Genomic DNA, 20,778 nt, shown 5'->3' on the forward strand with positions numbered 1-20,778 from the left:
AGGACTGAGATGGCCGAAGCCGTGACACCCGTGCCGACCGCCGACCTGGTGGACAGCTACGGCGACGCGTTGGAGAGCATCCCGGTGCAGTTCCGGCGGTTCGGCACGGTGAGCCGGTTCGCCGGCCGCGTGGTCACGGTGAAGTGTCAGGAGGACAACGCGCTGCTGAAGGCCACCCTGTCCGACCACGAGGACCCGGTCGGCCGGGTGCTGGTGGTCGACGGCGGCGGGTCGTTGCGGACGGCTCTGGTCGGCGACCTGATCGCCGGCATCGCCGTCGACCGCGGCTGGGCCGGACTGGTGATCAACGGAGCCATCCGGGACAGCGTGGCGATCGACGCGCTCCCGATCGGGGTCAAGGCGCTCGGCACCAACCCGCGCAAGAGCGGCAAGACCGGCGCCGGCAAGGTCGGCGTCTCGATCGTGATCGGCGGGATCATCATCCGTCCGGGCCAGGTGCTGCACTCCGACGAGGACGGCATCGTCGTGCTGCCCGCCGACTGACCCGCTCGAGCGTCGACCGAGATCGCGTCCGACCCGACCGCAGCCCACCACCCGGCCCATCACTTCGCGCGTCGAACCGCGACTTCGCTCGCCGTCGCCGGTGAGCGAGGTCGCGCCTCGGTGAGCGAAGTCGAACAAGGACGGGACTAGCCAGCCGGACGACGTTCGGCTGTGGTCACGGGTTCGGCAGGGTCAGCCGCTTCGGACGATCTCCTCGGCCACCCGGAAGGCCAGCGCGAGCACGGTGAGCACCGGGTTCACCCCGCCGTTGGTGACGTGCAGCGACGCGTCGCAGACCCACAGCCCGGGGTGGCCGTGCACCCGGCCGAACGGATCGGTCACCGACGTGGCCGGATCGGTACCCATCCGCGCCGTTCCGGCCTGGTGCTGGCCCCCCGACAGTCCGGTTCCGATCGGGGTGACCCAGACCTCGCGAGCCCCGCCGGCGCGCATCCAGGTCTCTGCCCGGCGACGCAGCGCCTCCGCGGCCCGCACGCTCTCCGGGTGCACGGCGCCGGACAACAGCACCGCTGGCTGCCCCCAGGCGTCTCGCACCGAGTCCGACAGCCGGACTCGGCACTCCGGGCTCGGGATCTCCTGGATCGGCCCGAACACGTGGCTCGTCCGCAGATAGACGTCGCGGACGCGCTGCTTCCCGGCCCGGCCCCAGCGGGGCGCGTCCGGACCCAACGCCCACGACCAGAACAGCGCGGGGATCTTGATCACCTCGTTGGCGAGCACGCCGCCGCCGATCCCCTCACCACCGAGGTCGTCGATCCAGTCCGCGGTGGCGATGCTGACGCCCGGGCCCTGCATGTCCTGCACGATCTCGTCGAAGATCCCGTACGCCCCGGTATAGATGTGGCCTTGCAGGTGCCGGCCGACCTGGTCGGTGTCGTTGCCGAGTCCGGCCGGCCAGCGGTCGGTTGCCGAGGCGAGCAGCAGCCGGGCGGTCTCGATCGCGCCCGCCGACAGCACCACGCTGGCCGCCCGCACGGTCCGGCGGAGCCCGGTGTCCAGGTCCTGCACCTCGACCCCGGCCGCGCTGCCGTGCCGGTCGACCAGCACCCGCCGGACGTACGCGCCGGTGGCCAGCGTGCACGAGCCGGTGGCCAGGGCGCGGGCGATGGTGGTGTTGTGCGCGCCGTTCTTGGCGTCGACCGGGCAGGCGAAGCCGACGCAGGTGCCGCAGCGGACGCAGTCGGCCCGGCCGTCGCGGGGCACCGAGTTGATCAACAGCGGCACCGGCCCGGTGGTCAGTCCCAGCTCGCGGGCCCCGCGGCCCAGGACCTCCGCCTCGAGCGTCGGCGGCAGCGGCGGCATCGGGTACTCCCGGCTGCGGAACCCCTGCCGGCGATGGGCCGACCCGTCGCCACAGACGCCGAGCTCCCACTCGGCGCGGGTGTAGAACGGCTCCAGGTCGGCGTAGGTCAACGGCCAGTCCGCCAGTGAGCTCGCCGCCGGCACGCCCCACCGGGTGGCCAGCGCGAAGTCCTCGGGCTGCAACCGCCAAGCCATCCCCTGATAGACCCGGGTGCCGCCGCCGACCGTCATCGCGTTGTTCTGCCAGCCGGGTGCATACGACTTCGCGATCAGCCGGTCGCCGCCGGCCTCGCGCATCAGCCGCGGGTTCCCGTCGGCTTCCGGCCCGGCGTTGTGCCCGTACGCCGACAGCCGCTGGTTGGCCAGGTGGTCCGTGCCGATCTCGGCATAGGACAGGAAGCGGCCCCGGTCCAGCAGCAGCACCCGGGCACCGGCGGCACTGATCACCTGCGCGGCCACGCCGCCGCCGGCACCTGCGCCGACGATCACCACGTCATAGCTGTCCGCCACCTCGCCGAGCGACACCGACCGGGGCTCGACGAAGACCACCGGCGCGCTCGGCGGCCGTTTGCCGGCCGGATCGAAGCCGACGGCCGGCCAGCTCGGGCTGTCCGGCGCCCCGTAGTAGCCCAGCTGGGCGATCCGGTTCATCGCCTCGACGAAGGCGGCGGGAGACACCGTCCAGCCGGGACGGACGCTCTGCTGCTCGAGCTCGGCGACCAACCGCTCGCTCGGCGGCCCGGGCTCGGCCGCGAGCGATCGAAGTCCGGGCTCCAGCAGCTCACGCCACGCCTCCGCCAGCTGGTCGGCGATCAACGCGTCCAGCCGGTCCAGCACTCCGGCACCGACCGCCGAGGGCTCGCTGTCCGCCGGCACCAGGACGTCCAGCAGCGCCGCCAGGATGGCACGGCCCGGTCCGGTCACCGGTCGTCTCTCACGCGTCCGCGGTCGCCGGCTCCAGCAGACCCCGCTCGAGCAGCAACCGGTCGGCGACCTCGCGATAGGCCGCCGCGCCTTTGGAGCTGCGCGCGGTGACCAGGATCGAGCGGCCGACCGCGGGTGCCTCCGCGAACCGGACCGACTTCGGAATCGGCGGCTCCACCACCGGCACGCCGTAGTCGGCGCCGATCCGCTCCAGCACCAGCTTGCTGTGCGAGGTCCGGGCATCGAACAGGGTCGGCAGCACGCCGATCACCGTCAGCCGGCGATTGGTGATCTTCTTGACGTCATGCACGGTGTCCAGCAGCTGCCCCACCCCGCGGTGGCTCAACGTCTCACACTGCAGCGGGATCAGCACCCCCTGGGCGGCGGTCAGGGCGACAGTGGTCAGGATGCCCAGGGTCGGTGGGCAGTCCAGCAGCACGACGTCGTACGAGGTCAGCACCGGAGCCAGTGCAGACTTCAGGATCTGCTCGCGCCCGGTGCGGGTCATCAGCAGCTGCTCGGCGGTGGCCAGCTCGATCGTCGCCGGGACCAGGTCGACCCCGTCGTCGGTCGTGATCACCACGTCCGCCAGCGCGGTCGCACCGGTCAGCACCTGGTGGATGGAGCCCTCCACGTCCTCGGGGTCGAACCCCAGCGAGAAGGTCAGGCAGGCCTGCGGATCGAGGTCGACCAGCAGCACGCGCAGCCCTCGCTCGGCCATCGCGGCACCCAGCGACGCCACCGAGGTGGTCTTGGCGACGCCGCCCTTCTGGTTGGCGACGGCGATCACCCATGCCTTGCGCCGGGCCGGTGTCCTGGCCAACGGATCAGCCCTCCCGGACCGGCCTGACGGCCAGCCTGTTCCGCAGTTCGGCGAAGTCCTCGGCCGAGGTCAGGTTGCAGCCGAGGTCGTGATCGACCTTGCCGCTGCCGTGGTAGTCGCTGGACCCGGTACCGAGCACCGCGAGCCGGCCGGCGAGCCGGCGCAGCCTGGCCCGGGTCTGCTCGTCGTGGTCTTGGTGGTCGACCTCGAAGCCGTCCAGCCGGTGCTCGGCCACCAGCGCCGTGAGCACGTCCTCGGTCAGGTTCTGCTCCCGGCCCCGTCCCCACGGGTGGGCGATGATCGCGACGCCGCCGGCGTCGTGGATGAGGTCGATCCCCCGCTCCAGCGGGGTGGCATAGCGCGGCACGTGGGCCGGGCCGCCGTCGGCCAGGAAGCGATCGAACGCCTCCTTCCGGTCGGCCAGATAGCCGGCGGCGACCAGCGCGTCGGCGATGTGCGGCCGGCCGATCGACGGGCTGCCCCCGACCTGGAGCAAGACCTGCTCCTCGGTCAGTGGGTAGCCGAGTGCGGCCAGCCGCTCCAGCACCGGCGCGAGTCGCATCGACCGGCCCGCCCGGATCCGCTCCATCTCCTCGTTCAGTCCCGGATGGGACTCGTCCGCGCCATACCCGAGCAGGTGCACGCTCTGCCCCGCTCGACGAGTGGACAGCTCGACTCCGCGGACGACCTCGATGCCCAGCTCACGGCCGGCGGCCACCGCCTCGTCCAGGCCGTCGAACGTGTCGTGATCGGTCAGCGCCACCACATCGAGCCCGGCCGCCTGCGCCTTCCGCACGAGCTCGGCCGGCCGGTCCGTCCCGTCGGAGACGGCCGAGTGCGTATGGAGGTCGATCCGCATGGGCCAACCCTACTGAGCGCTCCCTGCTGTTAGGGTCCGGTCATGGCCTGGGGGGCTGTCGCCGCCGCGATCGTCGACGTGCTGCCAGCTGCCGCAATCACCGATACCCGGCTCCCGTTGCCCCAACTGGTCGCGGCCGTCGGCGAGGAGCTCGGCTCGCGGATCGCCAGGTCAGGCGTCAATCTGGTGGCGCTGGACGTGGGAGCGCTGGACCAAGAGGTCGCGAGCACCATCCGGTCCTTGTCCGGGCGGCCAACCGCCCTGTCCTTGGCCGACGCCGACGACGTGCTCGCTCATCTCCTCGGGGCGGACTCGACCCGGCCAGAGCCCACGTCGGCCCGGCACGCCGTGCTCGCCGCGGCCTGCGAGGAGCTGGCCACGCTCGCAGCCGTCGAGGCGGGCACCGATCCGGAGCTCTGGGTCGACCTCGGCGACGCGGTGCTGCGGGTGGCCGAACTCGGTCGCGATCTGGGCCTGACGGCGCGGCTCGGGCTGACCGAGGAACATGACCGCTGGCTCGCGCGCCGACTGACGAGCGCCCGGCTCCGGCAGGCCGTCAGCGACGACTTGGCCGACATCTTCGACGGCTTCCAGCCGGCGGCCGGCTACCTCCCGGCGCCGCTCGTCGGCACGGCGGTCGATCTGGCGACGGCGGTCTTCCGGCGCCACCCGGCCTCGGTTGCGATGGCCGAGGCGCTCGCTCGGCGCGGGGACCGGCTGGCAGCGCGCAATCTGGTTGACATAGCCGCCGACGGGGACTGGTCGGCGCGGACGGCGCTCGCCCGGGTGCGTTCGACGCGCAGCCATCCCCAGGAGCTGCTGGCCGAGCTACGTCGGCGCGCGGACTCCGGCGAAGGCACCGGCCGGCAGGATCTCGCTGCCTATCTGCTGACCCGGGAGGACGATGGTGCGCGCGCGGAGCTGACGACGCGGGCGCGGATCGGCGACGAGGCGGCCGAGGACGCACTCGACTGGCTCACCATGCTGCCGGAGCCGATGCTCGGCACCGTCGATCCGCGGGAGCCGTCGACCTTCGAATCCGGCTGGTCGCGGTGGAGTGGGACGTCTTTCGCCGCCCCCCTCGTCGCAGGCCAGATCGCGCGGCCGATGATCCTGGGCCGGGTAGCGGAGACGTTGAGCACGAATCCCTCCACCAGCGCCGCGCCGGCCCTGCTCAGCACGGAGTCGCTTTACGGTGCCGCCGTGACGAGCCCGTACCTGAGGCTGCACCAGGCCGACCTCGCACCGTCGCTCACCCCGGTGGTCGACCGTGTGCTGCTGAGCGCCTGCGCGGAGGTCGACAAGCTGGTCAACGCCGACAGCGGCCAGCTGGACCGGGGCGGGACCGTCGGAGGGCGGCCCGCTCGGCCGAGGATCGAGCTCGGCCGCGGCGGCGAGCCGGATCGGACGACCAAGGTCAACATCGGCTTCGCCCCGGACACGGACCCGTACGCAGCCGACGGACTGCGCCGGCTCCAGCCCGGCTCGGACTACTGGGTGTGGATCGAGCTGGGGCCGCCGGTGCGCGGCGCACTGCCCGGCGGACTCCGGATCAGGACCGAGTGGCTTCCCGCCGACGCGGTCATCGAGGTGGTGCTGGTCGCCGATGAGGGGCTCCGGCTGCCGCAGGCGACGTCCGGCTCGGTCCGGCTCGACGGGACCGCAGGACCGCTGCCGGTGGTCAGGGCTGCCGACGTACCGCCGGAGCCGCGTCCGGACCACTTGGCGGATCGGTTGTTCTTCCGGCTGTCCGCCGCGGCCGCCGGCTCTCCGCGGCTTCGCTGTTGCCTGTACGTGAGCAACCTGCTGGTGCACGTCGAGGAGGTGGATGTCGCGGTCGGGGACGACGCCCCCGAGCGGGATGCCCGGACGGCCTTCCGGCTGACCAGCGATCTGAGCGCGCTCGGTCGGACGGCCATCACGCCCCACCTGCTCAGCATCTATCTCAACGGCGACGACGACACCCACAGCGTGAGCTTCCGAGCGGCCGGAGCCGACAACGCGACACAGCACCAGGGCACCATCCCGGCGACTGCCGTGGACACGCTGATCTCGACGGCCGACAAGGCGCTGCAGACTGCGTCCTGGGGAACTCCCACCCCGTCGGCGCCCTCGAGCCTGGCGTATCGCTACGAACCGCCGGCCAACGACGCCGCCGCGGACTTCGCCGAGCTCAGCAGGCTCGAAGCCGACCTCTGCCGACTCGCGCTCGCTGGTCGGGCGATCTGGAACGACCTCACCACCCGACTGACCGGGAGTGAGCGTGAGCGGACGGACCTGCGCCGGACCATGAAGACCGCCGGGCTGGTGCAACTGGCGCTCAGGTCACAGTCGGATCAGTTGCTCCCGCTGTCCGCCAGCTACGACTTCCCGCTGGACACGACGCTGAACCTGCAGGAACTTCGGCTGTGCAAGCCGGCTCGGGACTACTTCGCGTCCGCACCGCCACGACCGACCGAGCTGCCGTGCAGAGGCGGCTGCCCTGACGCCGAGCAGGCGCCGGCCCGCGACGTCGTCTGCCCGAGCGGCTTCTGGGGCTTCCGGCACACCATTGCGATCACCCTGGACAACGCCGATGCGCTCGACACCGCACCGCCGGACTTCCACCCCGCGGGCGGCCTGCAGCCCACCGTGCTGGCCGGACTCACTCGGGACCCACGAGTGACCGCCCTCGCCGACGTTCACCTGACGACATTGGGCCGAATGTTCACGGTGAACGCCCGCTATGACGTGGCCGACGTCCGAGACAGCCTGATGGAGGGCTGCCCGGACCTCATCTACTTTCTCTGTCACGTTCGCGACGGCACCGCCGGGGCCGTCGTGGTGGTGGGACGGATCGACGACCAGGGACCCGGAATCGACACCAGCGCGCTGCTGGACTGGGATCTGACATCACTGCGCCGGGCCCGTCCCCCGGTCTTCATCAATGCCTGCCACTCGATCGCCCCGGCGCCGGGCCGGCTGATCTCACTCGCCGACACTCTGTTCCGGTTCGGCGCGTCGGCGACCATCGGCACCACGGTCACGGTGTACGTGTCGCTGGCGATGCCGCTGGCCGAGAGCCTGCTGCGCGAACTTCGATCGGGTTCATCGGTTCCGTCGGCGCTGCACCACGCTCGGCTGGAGCTGCTGTCCCGGCGCAATCCACTCGGTCTGGCCTACCTCACCTTTGGAGTCCCGCGATGAGCGACGATCTGGTCCTGCACTACCGCCTGCCGCTCAGCCGGCTCCTGGTGTGCGGCGTCCTGCGCCGCAGCGTCGATCGCGCCCTGCAACCCGACGCGGACCTGGCGAGGGTGGCGGCACAACTGGTGAGCTACTCGATCGAACCGACGACGGTCGCCGACGGGACAGAGTTGACCGCACACCTCGGCCGGTCCTGGCTGTTCGCCACCAAGAACACCTTCAGTCTCACCTCCGACGGCAGGCTGTCGTCGGCCAGCGTGGAGTCGACCGGCCAACTCGGCGAAGTAGCAGCAGCAGCCGGACAGCTGCTGGGAGCGGCTGCCGCCGTCGCGCTCGGCGACGCACCCGATCCGCATTTCGTCGCGTACGAGGTGATCCACCCCGCCAGCGCCGCTCGGATCACTCGGCTCCGGCAGGCACTGGCCGCGCTCGGGGCGGCCCTCGACGCCGAGTACACCGCGGCCACCGAGAACACCGATCCGGGAAACGGTCGTACGTCCGGCCGGATCGCGCGGCTCGAACGGCTCGTCGGAGGCCTGGAGCGACGACTCGCGGCGGCGGAGGCTCCGTTCGAGGCGTGGATGAGCCGGCAAGTCGTCACGGTCGACACGTATTTCTCCTTCGTCGTGGAGCTTGTCGACATCCCGGAGTCGCCGCCACAGGCAGCGCCACACCCGGCAGACACCTTCACTCCGCCGGTCGACCTCGACACGCTGTGGAACGAGTACGGTGTCACAGTCATCGCCCGGTGGCAGTCCGTGCGGGCCACGAACGCGTGGTCGCGGCCGGTGCAGCCCACCGAGCGCAGGAAGGCCGCACAGGCTCGGCGGGTCCTCTTCGCCCGCTGCGCCGACACCGTCGAACTGGACACGGTCTGCTCTCGGCAAGGGTTGACGACGGTGAAGACGACGACGCGGGCCGACGTCGCCGACGCCTACTCGACGCACCGGGAGATCCCGCTGCGGCGGTCTCTGTTCGGTCGGCGAAGCGTCGGAGTCACGTTCAGTGCCGAGGGCTTCCTCACCGGGCTGTCCAGCGAAGGGGACGCTGCGCTCGGCAAGGCGGCGCAGGCCGCGGCCTCGCTACCCGGCAGTGTCCAGACCGGCATCGAGGGAGTCACCAAGCTTCGCACGGCGTCTGCGGCCGCGCGTCGGGCGACGATCGACAGTCAACTGGCCGCGACCAAGGCCGCCCTCGACCTGGAGCAGGCCCGCACGAGCCTGACCGGCGCGCAACTGACCAGCCAGGATGCGGCAAGGCTCGCGCGGCTGACCCAGCTGAAGGCGATCTATGAGTCGCAGCTCGCGATCACCGGCCCGGACCCGGACCTGACGGCATGGGCGCGCGGGCAAGTCGAGTTGCTCGGCACCGCCGACGAGCCGACCCTCCGTCGCTGACGGCCCGATTCAGCCCTGCGGCAGCAGCGAACGGACAACCCGGAGGCCGACCGACATCCGGGCGAGGTCGGGCCGGCCGGCGGTGATCGAGCGCAGCGTCCGGACCGACTCGGGCGCCCCCTTGTTGCCCCGCTCCCAGTGCTTGACCAGCGTGGCCGGATCGGTGATCGCGCCGGGCTCGCGGGCCAGGACGTCGGCGGTCAGCTGGGCGTGCACGGCGTGCAGGTCGTCGCGGAGCGCGGCCCGGGCCATCGTCTGCCAGCGGTCATCCCGCGGCAGCTCGATGATCCGGGCGAGCAGCCGGTCCATCCCCAGCTGCTGACCCAGGGCGAAGTGCACCCCGGCGACCTCGACCGGGTCGCGCCCGTCGCGGCTGGCGGTGAGCACGATCGGCAGCGCCGCGTACGCCGCCGGCAGGACCGCGACGGCCAGCGCCAGCTCCTCCGGGACGCTCGCGGCGACGTAGGTGTCGAACCGCGCCTGGTAGGCCTCCTTGTCGCGCCGGTCCAGCAACAGCGGCAGGGCATCCTGCACCCGACGTACGCCGGCGGCGAGCTCGTCCACCGCCGCGCCGATGTCGACCGGCCGGCGGCGGTTGTTCACCAGCCAGCGGGTGGCCCGCTCGACCAGGGTGCGGACCTCCATCCGCAGCGTGGTCTGCATCCGCGCGTCGATCCGGTAGTCGAGGTCCCGGATGGCGCGGTCCAGCGGCTCGGCGGAGAAGATCGTCCGGGCCGCGATCTGCGCTCGGACGACGTCCGGTGACCCGGCGCCGGTCTCGCCCGACAGCCGGTGATAGCAGGAGATGCCCGACTGGTTGACGAAGTCGTTCACCACGACGGTGGTGATGATCTCCCGGTGCAGCCGGTGGCCCGGCATCTGCTCGGCGTAGCGCTGCTGCAGCTGGGTCGGGAAGTAGCCGATCAGCCGGTCCGCGAGATAGGGGTCGTCGGGCAGACCGGAGTCCAAGATGTCCGACTCCAGCGCGATCTTGGTCCAGGCCAGCAGCGTGCAGAGCTCGGGTGAGGTGAGGCCCTTGTGAGCCGACCGGCGGGCCTCCATCTCCTCCTCGTTCGGGAGGAACTCCAGCGCCCGGTCCAGCACGCCCGCCTCGGACAGCCGCTCCATCCAGTCGCCATGCACGTGTGCCATCTGCGGCGCCTGATAGACCGCGTTGGCCAGCGCCAGATTCTGCGCGTAGTTGTGCGCCAGCACCAGGCCGCCGACCTCGTCGGTCATCGAGGCCAGCGTCTCGTCGCGCTGCGCCATGGTGAGCCGACCGGCCGCCACCTCTCCGGCCAGCAAGATCTTGATGTTCACCTCGTAGTCGGAGGTGTCCACCCCGGCAGAGTTGTCGATGAAGTCGGTGTTGATCCGGCCACGGTTCGCGGCGTACTCGATCCGGCCGCGCTGGGTCAGGCCGAGGTTGCCGCCCTCGCCGACGCAGTGGGCGCGCAACTCGCAGCCGTCCACCCGCAGCCCGTCGTTGGCCTTGTCGCCGACCTGGGCGTTGCTCTCGGTGGTGGCCTTGACGTAGGTGCCGATGCCGCCGTTCCACAGCAGGTCCACCGGAGCCTTCAGGCATGCGTTGATCAACTCGACCGGGGACATCGACCCGACGCCCTTGGCGATGCCGAGGGCCGACCGCATCGGCTCGGTGATGGTGATCGACTTCGCCGAGCGGGCGAAGATCCCGCCCCCCTCGCTGATCAAGGATCGGTCGTAGTCGGCCCAGCTGGAGCGCGGCAGGGCGAACATCCGGGCCCGCTCGTTCCAGGTGCGCTCCGGGTCCGGGTCGGGGTCGATGAACACGTGCCGGTGGTCGAACGCGGCAACCAGCCGGATGTGCTTGGACAGCAACATCCCGTTGCCGAACACGTCCCCGCTCATGTCGCCGATCCCGACGCAGGTGAAGTCGGTGGTCTGGCAGTCGATGCCGCGTTCGCGGAAGTGCCGCTGCACCGACACCCAGGCGCCACGGGCGGTGATGCCCATGCCCTTGTGGTCATAACCCGCCGAGCCGCCGGAGGCGAAGGCGTCGCCCAGCCAGAACCCTGCCGTGGTGGAGATCTCGTTGGCGATGTCGGAGAACGTCGCGGTCCCCTTGTCGGCCGCGACCACCAGGTACGGGTCGTCGGGGTCGTACCTGATCACCTGCTGCGGTGGCACCACGACACCGTCGACGATGTTGTCGGTGACGTCGAGCAGGCTGGTGATGAACAGCTTGTAGCAGGCGATCCCCTCGGCCATCCAGGCGTCCCGGTCCACGCTCGGGTCGGGCAGCCGCTTGGCATAGAAGCCACCCTTCGCGCCGACCGGCACGATCACGGTGTTCTTCACCATCTGCGCCTTGACCAGACCGAGGATCTCGGTCCGGAAGTCTTCCGCGCGGTCGGACCAGCGCAGGCCGCCCCGGGCTACCGATCCGAAGCGCAGGTGGACGCCCTCGACCCGCGGGGAATAGACGAAGATCTCGAACTCCGGCCGGGGCTCGGGCAGGTCGGCGATCTTCTGCGGCAGCAACTTCAGCGCGATCGTGGCCCGATCCGGCTGGTACGCGTTGGTCCGCACCGCCGCCTCGATCACCGCGAGGTAGGACCGCACGATCCGGTCGTGGTCCAGGCTGGCCACGTCGTTCAGCGCGGTCTTGATCTTGGCGCCGAGCGCGGCGGTCTGCTCAGCCCTGGCTGCCGCGTCGAGATCGCGGGCCGGGTCGAACTTGGTCTCGAACAGCGCGATCAGGGCGCGAGCCAGGTCCACGTTGGCCGCCAGCGCCTGGGAGAGATAGGTCTGGCTGTACGTCGACCCGCCCTGCCGCAGATAGCGTCCGATGGTGCGCAGCACGGCCACCTGACGCCAGGTCAGGTCGGCACCCATCACCAGCGCGTTGAAGCCGTCCGACTCGCTGTCGCCGTCGTAGGACGCGGCGAAGGCCGCCATGAACTGGTCCCGGGCCTCCAACGTCCACCTGGTCGCCACCGCGTCCCGGCCGCCCGGGACCCGCAGCCCGAGGTCGTAGATGAACGCGCGCTCGTCGCCCGGCAGCTGGAGCTCGTACGGGATCTCGTCGATCACGTCGACCCCGAGCAGGGTCAGGTGCGGCAGCAGCTTGGACAGCGACAGGGTCGCCTCGCGGCGGAAGATCTTGAGCCGCAGGTCGGCCTCGTCCTCGGCGCGGTCCGGAACGAACATGGCCATCGCCATCCCGTCGCGCTCCCCGCTCAGCGCGGCGATGTCCTTCAGCGCCTGCTTGGGGGTGTAGTCCTCCTTGTAGCCCTCCGGCAGCACCCCGATGAGCGCGACCAGTTGCTCGGCCGAGACCGTCCGACCGTCCGCGGTGGTGATCTCCTGACCGGCCACCAGGTCGGCGAACTCGTCGTTCCAGGTCCGGGTAGCCAGCGTCAGCTCGCGCTCCAGCGACCGGACGTCGAAGTCCGGCAACGCATCGCCGACCGGCATCCGGACGACGAAGTGCAGCCGCGCCAGCACCGATTCGGTCACCCGCGCGGTGTAGTCGATCGTCTTTCCGCCGAGCCGCTCCAGCAGGATGTCCTGCATCCGGTTGCGGACCGCCGTGGTGTAGCGGTCCCGGGGCAGATAGACCAGACAAGCGAGGAAGCGCTCGTACTGATCGCGGCGGACGAACAGCCGGACCTGCCGGCGTTCGGTCAGGTGTGCGGCCTTGTCGACCGTGGTGGCGAGCTCGGCGACGGGTGCCTGGAACAGCTCGTCGCGCGGATAGCTCTCCAGCACGTCCATGATCGACTTGCCGCCGTGGCTGTTCTGGTCGTAGCCCGAGCGGCGCAGCACCTCCTGCGCCTTCTGCCGCAGCAGCGGCACCCGGAGCACGGACTCGGAGTAGGCCGACGACGAGAACAGGCCGAGGAACCGGCGCTCACCGACGACGGTGCCGTCGGCACCGAACAGCCGGAACCCGAGGTAGTCCAGATAGGCCGGCCGGTGCACCCGGGACTTGTGGTTGTCCTTGGTGATCATCATCACCGCCGGGTGCTTCGCCTTCGGCCAGGCGTGGAACGCGTCCGGCGCGTCGGCGTCGGCTCGCAGGATGCCGAGCCCGGTGGACTGCACCGGCTCATACGTCGGCGCGTCCATCTGACCGACCTGCTTGTACTCCCTGTAGCCGAGGAACGTGAAGTGGTTGTCGATCAGCCAGCGCAAGAACTCCCGGGCCTGCAGCGCCTCGTCGTGCCGGCCGTCGGTGCCGGCCAGCTGGTCCAGCAGCTCGAGCGTCTCGTCGGCACGGGTGATCATCTTCGACCAGTCCTGGACGGCCTCCTCGACCAGCCGCAGCACCTCGACCAGCCCCTGCTCCAGCGCCGGGACGAGGCTGTCGTCGACGGCCGTCCGCGCCGGGGGCAGGATCTCCAGGTGCATCCAGGACTCGGGCAGCACGGTCGGGTCGCCCTTGGCCTCGGTCGCGGTGACGACTCCCCGCAGCTCTCCGCTCAGGTCGCGGCGGACCAAGAATTGGGGGTGGAAGACCTCGCGGATGCTCCAGCCCTGGCGGAGCACCTCCATCGTGACCGAGTCGACCAGGAACGGCCGGTCGTCGGTGACGATCTGGACCACGGTCGTCCCGCCCGCGGACCACCCGTCGGCGGCCGAGCTCGGGGTCCGGATGTCGATCGTCGCCCGGGCCGACGGCCGGTTCATGGCGGTCCGGTAGTGGCTCTCGACCAGGCCGAGCAGGTCGTCCACGCTGCGTTCGTCGATGTCGGCCGGGTCGACGTGACGGAAGTAGTGATCGAGGAAGACCCGGACCCGCTCCGGGTCCTGCCCCAGCTCGCCGGCGATGGCCGCTCCGCGCGAGGCCACCTCCGCCAGCTTCTCGGCCTTCAGGTTCTCCTGCTCCAGCTCGAAAGTGGTCACGACGTCCTCTGCCTCGACTCCTCGACCCACCGCATCGTGGGCTGTAACCGACCCTAGCCCCGATATCCCCCGATCTCGCCCCCACCTCCGGCGTCGCGGCAGCGAATGTGTCTCACCGGTGGGATGACATGATGGTCGGGTGGACATCTCCTCGACCATCGAGTTCGCCGCAGAGCCGGATCGTGTGTACGCCATGATGACCGACCCCGACTACCTCGAGCAGGTGTGCGAGGCGAGCGAGGCAACGGCGTACGACGTCTCCGTTGCCGGGGCGAAGACCACCACGAACCGGACCCTCCGGGCGCCGGCGGCCGCCGCGAAGTTCACCGGCCCGGACCTGCCGGTGGTCGAGGAGGTGAGCTGGGGCCCGGACAAGGGCGACGGCTCCCGGGACGGGGCCCTCAAGCTGACTATCCCGGGTCAGCCGGTCACGATGAACGGCACGATGGCGCTCGGTCGTGGCGGCCCGGGCACCCGGGTCGTGCTGACCGGGCAGCTGAAGGTGAACATCCCGCTGCTCGGCCGCAAGCTGGAGGAGTCGGCGGCACCGGCGGTGCTGGCCGGGTTCCGGGTGCAGCAGAAGGTCGGCAACAGCTGGCTCGAGGGCTGAGCCGCCGGGCTCGCAGAGTTCGCGTGCCGTGTGCGAATCTGCACACGCGATAGCCCGTGCGAGCCCGGATAGCCGGTGCGGACGTCGTCGGAGTCCGGCGCGCCAGAGGGCGGGTGCTATCCCATATGTGGATAGCGGTGGTCGGTCGGCGGCACCAGGGTCTCCTTGATCGACCGTGGGCTGGCCCACCGGATCAGGTTCCACATCGACCCTGCCTTGTCGTTGGTGCCCGAGGCCCGGGAGCCACCGAAGGGCTGCTGGCCGACGACGGCGCCGGTCGGCTTGTCGTTGAGATAGAAGTTCCCCGCGGCGTGCCGGAGCACGTCGGCGGCCTGGGCGAGCGCCGCCTGCTCGGTCGCCAGGATCGAGCCGGTGAGGCCGTACGGCGAGGCTTGGTCGACCTCGGTCAGGATCCGTCCGAAGTCCGCGTCGTCGTACACGTGCACGCCGAGGATCGGGCCGAAGAACTCGGTGGTGAAGATCTCGTTCCGCGGGTTGCCGGAGACGATGATCGTCGGGCGGACGTACCAGCCGGTGCTGTCGTCGGTGCTGCCGCCCGCCACGATCTCGGTGTCGCCGGAGCTGCGCGCCCGGCCGATCGCCTCGGTGTGCTTGGTGAAGGCGCGGCGATCGATCACGGCGGACGTGAAGTTGCCGAGGTCGCGGACGTCCCCGACGGCCAGGCCGTCGGTGATCCCCACCAGGTCGTCCTTGATCCGCTGCCAGACGCTCCTGGCGACGTACGCCCGGGAGGCGGCCGAGCACTTCTGCCCCGAGTACTCGAACGCACCCCGGACCAGCGCGGTGACCGTCGCGGCCGGGTCGGCACTCGGGTGGACCACGACGAAGTCCTTGCCGCCGGTCTCCCCGATCAGCCGCGGATAGCTGCGATACGTCGCCAGGTTGTGACCGACGGTCCCCCACAGCCGCTGGAAGGTGGCCGTCGAGCCGGTGAAGTGGATCCCGGCCAGCCGCGGGTCGGCCAGCGCCACCTCCGACACCGCGACGCCGTCGCCGGGCAGCATGTTGATCACCCCGGGCGGCAGCCCGGCGGCCTCCAGCAGGTCCATGGTGACGTGCGCCGCGTACTGCTGGGTCGGGCTCGGCTTCCAGACCACGGTGTTGCCCATCAGCGCCGGTGCGGTCGGCAGGTTGCCGGCGATGGCGGTGAAGTTGAACGGGGTGATCGCGTAGACGAAGCCTTCCAGCGGACGGTAGTCGGTCCGGTTCCAGACACCGGGTGAGGAGATCGGCTGATCGGCGAGGATCTGCCGGGCGAAGGACACGTTGAACCGCCAGAAGTCGATCAGCTCGCAGGCCGAGTCGATCTCGGCCTGCTGCACGGTCTTGCCCTGGCCGAGCATGGTCGCGGCATTCAGCCTGTCCCGCCACGGTCCCGAGAGCAGGTCGGCCGCGCGAAGGAAGACGCTGGCCCGGTCGTCGAAGCTCAGCCGTGACCAGTCCGCCGCCGCCTCGCCGGCGGCCTCGACCGCCTCGGCCGCGTCGGCCTGAGTCGCCGTCCGTGCCACCCCGAGCACGTGCCGATGGTCGCTCGGCATGGTCACCTCGAATGGCTCGCCGCCGGCCGGTCGGCGGTCGCCGCCGATCGCCGCGGTCAGCTCGATCGGCTCGGCGCCCGCGCGTCTTGACAGCTCGGCCTCGATGCTCGCCCGCTCCGGACTGCCGGGGGCATAACTCTTGATCGGTTCGTTGCGAGGTCGGGGTACGTCGGTGATCGCGTCCACCTGTCGAGGCTATCGCCGGCGCCGTGCTCCGGGTGGTTCCGGCCCCTCCTCCTCGACCGCCACACACCCCCGGCTGCCGCTTCGCACCCCGGACCAAGGGTGTGCGGCAGCAGTCCGCGGTGTGAAGCGCATGGCTGGTGGCTCGATCCTTCGCCGCTGGCTCCAGCTGACGGTCGCTTCAGCTGATGGCTGCCCTGGAGTCGAACTGGTGCTGGCTGACGTTCACCGTCGCGGCGCTGTTCACCGGGAACGGCTGGCCCTCCATCAAGGCGCCGACCCAGGTCTTCAGCTCCCCCGCGGTGCTCCGCCCGCTGGTGCCGTCGACGAAGGTCTGCATCGGCTTGGGATCGAAGTCCCAGTAGTCGTAGTACGTCGCCGTGCCCTGGAACTCCGCCAGGTCGCCGGTACGTCCCTTGGTCACGGTCAGCGTGCCGTCGAGGGTGACGGTGAAGTTGCCCAGGGTCTGGTTCTTGTTCGCCCCTCCGTGGCCGCGGGCACCGCTGATCGGCGCGGTGAACTGCTTGTACTCCGTGCTCGGCGCCGGATCGGCCTCCGCCTGGGCCAGCAGCCGGTTGCGCGCCTCGCGGACGGCCGGGAACCAGAAGACATTGGTCTGCGCGTCGACCTCGATCATCTCGGCTCTGGTCAAGTTGTAGGCACTGCCGGTGGCGTGCATGTAGTGGTTGATCAAGGACCGCGGCAGCCCGGGGTCGGCCTGGGCCAGCATCGACCCGTCGAAGACTCCGCGGTCCCACATGTCACCGAGCCAGCCGCGCTGGACGACCACCGTGGTCGCCTGGTTGCCGGCGGAACGCTGCAGGCCGAGCAGCAGCTGCGGCACCGAGGCGGCGAGGTATCGCGAGTTGTCGCCACGAGGCGTGACCGCAACCGGCTCGGACCGCTTGCCGTGGTCTGCCGAGCTCGGATCGGCCTGGTGACGATGCATGTCATTGGCCACGATAGGGTCGGCAGTCGGCCGTCGGACCTGGCGCGCAGACCACCCGCGGGGCACGAATCGCTGCCCGAACGGGCAACCGCCTTCCGGTTGCCCGTCCGCCCGACGTGCGCCGGACCGGCTGTCCGCCCGGCGGCTGACGAACGGCGGCTGACGAACGGCGGCTCGGAGTCCTAGGCTCGGACCGTGCTCGCCGTCGGGGTGCTGGGTCCGGTCGAGGCACGGCGGGACGGCGTCCTTCTCAGCCTGCCGGCAGGAAAGACGACCGAGCTGCTGGCTCGGCTCGCGCTGGACGCCGGGCGGCGGGTCAGGGTCGACGTTCTGGTGGACGATCTGTGGGACGAACCCACGGCCCGCAACACCTTGCAGTCGAAGGTGTCTGCGCTGCGCCGATCGATCGGCAAGGAGTTCGTCGTCGGATCGGCCGAGGGCTACCAGCTCGCGCTGCCGCCGGACTGTGTCGACGCCGTGCGGGCCGTACGGCTGGCGTCGACCAGCGCGGACGCCAGGACGGCCGGCGACATCGCGGCGGCGCTCAGCGCCGCGCAGGAGGGCTTGGCGCTGTTTCGGGGCGAGGTGCTGCCCGACGCCGGCGCCTGGGCCGCGGCGCACCGTACCCGGTTGGGCGAGGTGCGATCGAGCCTGTTGGAGCAGATGTTGGCGGCCCGGGTCGACCTGGGCGCCGGCGGGGAGATCGTCGCCGAGCTCGAGTCGGCGATCGAGAGCGATCCGCTCCGTGAGGGGCTCTGGGCGACCTTGATCACGGCGCTGTACCGGGCCGGGCGGCAGGGCGACGCGTTGGCTGCGTACGCGCGGGTGCGGCGGCGGCTGGTCGACGAGCTCGGCGTGGAGCCGGGGCTCGCGCTGCGATCGCTCGAGCGACAGGTCCTGCAGCAGAGCCCGCAACTGGGCGCCGGCGGCGCGGCCGCGAGGGAGGCTCGCCCGCTGGCGGGGCCGGGCAACCTGCCAACACCGGAACCACCCGGCATCGGTCGGCTCGGCGATCTCGACGACGTGACCGCCGCCCTCGGGCCACATCGGCTGGTCACGATCCTCGGGCCGGGCGGGATCGGCAAGACGAGGCTGGCGCTGGAAGTCGCGCACCGGCTCGATCCTCCGCCGGGCGGCGTCTGGCTGGTCCGCCTCGACGGGGTCGACGCGGGGGCCGACCTCTTCACCCTCGTCGCGGAGACACTACACGTGGCCGGCGGCGCGCGAGCGGTGCAGGAGCGGCTGTCCGGCGCCGAGACCGTCCTGGTCCTGGACAACTGCGAGCACCTCGCGGCCACGGTGGCGCCGTTCGTTCGGTTGCTGCTCGACGCCGCACCGCGGCTCCGCGTGCTCGTCACGAGCCAGGCGCGACTCGGCCTGCTCGACGAGCATCCGCACGTGTTGCTGCCGCTGAGCCAGCAGGACTCGGTGACACTGTTCTCGCGCCGCGCGGGCGAGCAGCGCCGCCAGCTCGCGCTGGATCCCGACACCGCCGCCGCCGTCGAGGAGATCTGCCGCTCGCTGGACGGGCTGCCGCTGGCCATCGAGCTCGCTGCCGCACGCGTACGGTCGCTGTCGATCCGTGACATCGCCAGGCGACTCGACAGTCGCTTCACCCTGCTCCGGGACCCGAGCAGCGCCCGGCCGGAGCGACGCCGCGCCTTGGTCGGCGCGATCGGCTGGAGCTACGACCTGCTCTTCCCCGACGATCAGCGGGCGTTGTGGGGGCTGTCCTGCTTCGCCGGAAGCGCATCGCTGAGCGCCCTGGAGCATGTCCTGGCCGCGCTCGCCGTGCCGGCAGAGGCGGTCCTGGACACGATCGGTCGATTGGTCGATCGATCGCTGGTCAGCCTGGATGCCGGGCCGGACGGTGAGGTGCGCTACCGGCTGCTCGACAGCATCCGGCTCTACGCCGCGGACCGTCTAGGGGAGGCCGGGCTGCAGGACATCGCCTCCGCCGCGCACGCCGCCTGGTATGCGCGGACCGCGGCCTGGTGCGACGCGCACGTCCGCGCGGCCGCGCAGCCCGCGTGCCTCGCCATCGCCCGCGCGGAACGCGCCAACATAGACGCGGCCCTGTCGTGGTGCACCCGCCACGATCCGCTTCTGGGGCTGCGTATCGCCAACGGCTTCGGCTGGACCTGGGTCATCCTGGGTGACGGGACGGCCGGCGCGAGCCGGGTGCGCAACGCGATCGTCGAGCAGGCGCCCCCGGCCGACCAGGTCACCGCGCTGCTGCTGGCGTCGTGGCTGGAAGCCTCGACCGGGAACGTGGAACTCGCGCAGGCCGAGCTCGACCGGGCTCGGCGGCTTGCCGCCCGGCCGGCGACGTCCCGGGACCGGCGCGGCGCCGACCGGTCACCGACCACGGACGTGCCTGCCGAGGTCGCGCTTGCCGACATCGACCGGCATCAGGCGTTCCTGGCCATCCAGGAGGGGCGCCCAGAACTGGCGCGAAGCGCGGCGGCCGGCAGCGTCGTGATCTACCGCTCGTGCGGGCTGGCCTGGGGTACGGCGGCGAGCCTGCTGCTCGACGCCTTCGGCTCGATCATGCTGGGCGACCCGACCACAGCGACCCGTGACGCGACCGAGGCGCTCGAGATCTTGCTCCCGATCGGCGACTCGTGGGGAGTGGTCCACGCCCAGGCGATGCTGGGGGCGATCGCGCAGGCCGAGCACCGCTTCGACGACGCCGGTCGAGCGCTGGAACGTGCCGCCGACGAGTCGGCGGCGATGGGCTTTCTCGGCCAGGCGGCGCTGCACCGCACGACCCTGGCCCGGGTCCGGCACCGAGCTCGCGACCCGCGCGCAGAGCGGTCCTATCTGGACGCCCTCGAGGCGGCGGCGGCATGCGGCGACGGCCGGCTCGCCGCAACCGCCCGGGTCAATCTCGCCCGGCTTCGCCGGTCCGCGGCAGACCAGGCAGGCGCGGTGAGCCTGCTGCAGGAGAACGAACGCTGGTACGCCGTCACCGGCGGCGGCGACTTCGCCCTCCTCACCAGCTGCCTGCTCGCGGCGACCCGTGACGACGCGGCCGCGCTGACGACCGTGCTGGCGCAGGCGAAGACCGATGGCAATGCCGAGGTCGCCGTCCACGCGCTCGACGCGCACGCCCGGCTGGCCGTCGCGGCCGGCGACGACTCGCTCGCTCGAGCCCTGCTCGCCGAAGCCGACGCACTCGCGCCCAGCGCAGCCCATGCGCTCGACGAAGCCGACCGCACCGACGCCGCCGCGGCCCGCCTCGCGCTCGCCGGTCGATAGCTCAGCGGCTCACCGGACGACGAACTGGTGTCGGACTCGCCGCCGCGGCCGCACGCGGCGCGATGTCAGCGAAGGCCGAGTCGCTTGTCCTCGTCCGTGGCGTCGCTCGCGTGGCCGTCGTTGCCTCCGTAGCCGGCCTCGATGTCGGCCTCGTGCGACGTGTCGTCCTCCTCCTCGGCCACTCCGGCCCCTCCCGCACCGGCCCCTGCCGTGGTCTCGTCGGCATCGTCGAAGCCCGCATCGACGTCTGCATCGTGCGAGTCCCGTGCTCGCGGATCGTCGTCAACCTGGTCGCTCATCGTCAGCCTCT

12 protein-coding genes are annotated in these 20,778 nt (G+C 71.3%); 5 read left to right on the forward strand and 7 right to left on the reverse strand.

Going from position 1 to position 20,778, the window contains the following annotated elements; translation table 11 throughout:
• Nucleotides 1–9 precede the first annotated feature (9 nt).
• Complete coding sequence (gene rraA / locus ABD747_RS12490; RefSeq protein WP_344804928.1) at nucleotides 10–504, forward strand: ribonuclease E activity regulator RraA; 495 nt, start codon at nucleotides 10–12, stop codon at nucleotides 502–504.
• A 192-nt stretch (nucleotides 505–696) separates the two neighbouring features.
• On the opposite strand, the gene ABD747_RS12495 is transcribed toward rraA, so the two are convergent.
• From ABD747_RS12495 to ABD747_RS12505, 3 genes are read right to left on the reverse strand one after another with little or no spacing between them, the layout of a single operon-like run.
• The gene (locus tag ABD747_RS12495; RefSeq protein WP_344804930.1) at nucleotides 697–2,751 is read right to left on the reverse strand and encodes a GMC oxidoreductase; all 2,055 of its coding nucleotides are present in this window, start codon (nucleotides 2,749–2,751) and stop codon (nucleotides 697–699) included.
• 10 nt (nucleotides 2,752–2,761) lie between these two features.
• Complete coding sequence (locus tag ABD747_RS12500; protein WP_344804932.1) at nucleotides 2,762–3,574, reverse strand: ParA family protein; 813 nt, start codon at nucleotides 3,572–3,574, stop codon at nucleotides 2,762–2,764.
• A gap of 4 nt (nucleotides 3,575–3,578) precedes the next feature.
• On the reverse strand, nucleotides 3,579–4,433 hold the full coding sequence (locus tag ABD747_RS12505) for a PHP domain-containing protein (protein ID WP_344804934.1): 855 nt from the start codon (nucleotides 4,431–4,433) through the stop codon (nucleotides 3,579–3,581).
• 42 nt (nucleotides 4,434–4,475) lie between these two features.
• On the opposite strand from ABD747_RS12505, the gene ABD747_RS12510 reads away from it, so the two are divergent.
• Both ABD747_RS12510 and ABD747_RS12515 read left to right on the forward strand, forming a co-directional pair.
• Complete coding sequence (locus tag ABD747_RS12510) at nucleotides 4,476–7,619, forward strand: hypothetical protein (protein ID WP_344804936.1); 3,144 nt, start codon at nucleotides 4,476–4,478, stop codon at nucleotides 7,617–7,619.
• Entirely contained in the window at nucleotides 7,616–9,016 is a 1,401-nt protein-coding gene (locus ABD747_RS12515) for a hypothetical protein (RefSeq protein WP_344804938.1), read from the forward strand. The genes ABD747_RS12510 and ABD747_RS12515 overlap by 4 nt, the downstream gene beginning before the upstream one ends.
• A 9-nt stretch (nucleotides 9,017–9,025) precedes the next feature.
• Here ABD747_RS12515 and ABD747_RS12520 read toward each other — a convergent pair whose 3' ends face one another.
• A complete protein-coding gene (locus ABD747_RS12520; RefSeq protein ID WP_344804940.1) occupies nucleotides 9,026–13,906 on the reverse strand; it encodes an NAD-glutamate dehydrogenase in 4,881 nt (1,626 codons plus the stop codon).
• Nucleotides 13,907–14,045: 139 nt separating this feature from the next.
• On the opposite strand from ABD747_RS12520, the gene ABD747_RS12525 reads away from it, so the two are divergent.
• Nucleotides 14,046–14,516 (forward strand): DUF2505 domain-containing protein, encoded by a 471-nt coding sequence (locus tag ABD747_RS12525; protein WP_344804942.1) that lies wholly within the window; start codon nucleotides 14,046–14,048, stop codon nucleotides 14,514–14,516.
• 116 nt (nucleotides 14,517–14,632) lie between these two features.
• On the opposite strand, the gene pruA is transcribed toward ABD747_RS12525, so the two are convergent.
• Nucleotides 14,633–16,261, reverse strand: a complete 1,629-nt coding sequence (gene pruA / locus ABD747_RS12530; protein WP_344804944.1) for an L-glutamate gamma-semialdehyde dehydrogenase — start codon at nucleotides 16,259–16,261, stop codon at nucleotides 14,633–14,635.
• A gap of 178 nt (nucleotides 16,262–16,439) precedes the next feature.
• Complete coding sequence (locus ABD747_RS12535) at nucleotides 16,440–17,207, reverse strand: hypothetical protein (RefSeq protein ID WP_344804946.1); 768 nt, start codon at nucleotides 17,205–17,207, stop codon at nucleotides 16,440–16,442.
• A 195-nt stretch (nucleotides 17,208–17,402) separates the two neighbouring features.
• Here ABD747_RS12535 and ABD747_RS12540 point away from each other — a divergent pair, with 195 nt between their 5' ends.
• The gene (locus ABD747_RS12540) at nucleotides 17,403–20,468 is read left to right on the forward strand and encodes a BTAD domain-containing putative transcriptional regulator (protein WP_344804948.1); all 3,066 of its coding nucleotides are present in this window, start codon (nucleotides 17,403–17,405) and stop codon (nucleotides 20,466–20,468) included.
• 65 nt (nucleotides 20,469–20,533) lie between these two features.
• Here the strand turns inward: ABD747_RS12540 and ABD747_RS12545 are convergent, their stop codons facing one another.
• The gene (locus tag ABD747_RS12545) at nucleotides 20,534–20,767 is read right to left on the reverse strand and encodes a hypothetical protein (RefSeq protein ID WP_344804950.1); all 234 of its coding nucleotides are present in this window, start codon (nucleotides 20,765–20,767) and stop codon (nucleotides 20,534–20,536) included.
• Nucleotides 20,768–20,778: the final 11 nt, after the last annotated feature.

The organism is Microlunatus ginsengisoli (assembly GCF_039537205.1).
GTDB lineage: Bacteria > Actinomycetota > Actinomycetes > Propionibacteriales > Propionibacteriaceae > Microlunatus > Microlunatus ginsengisoli.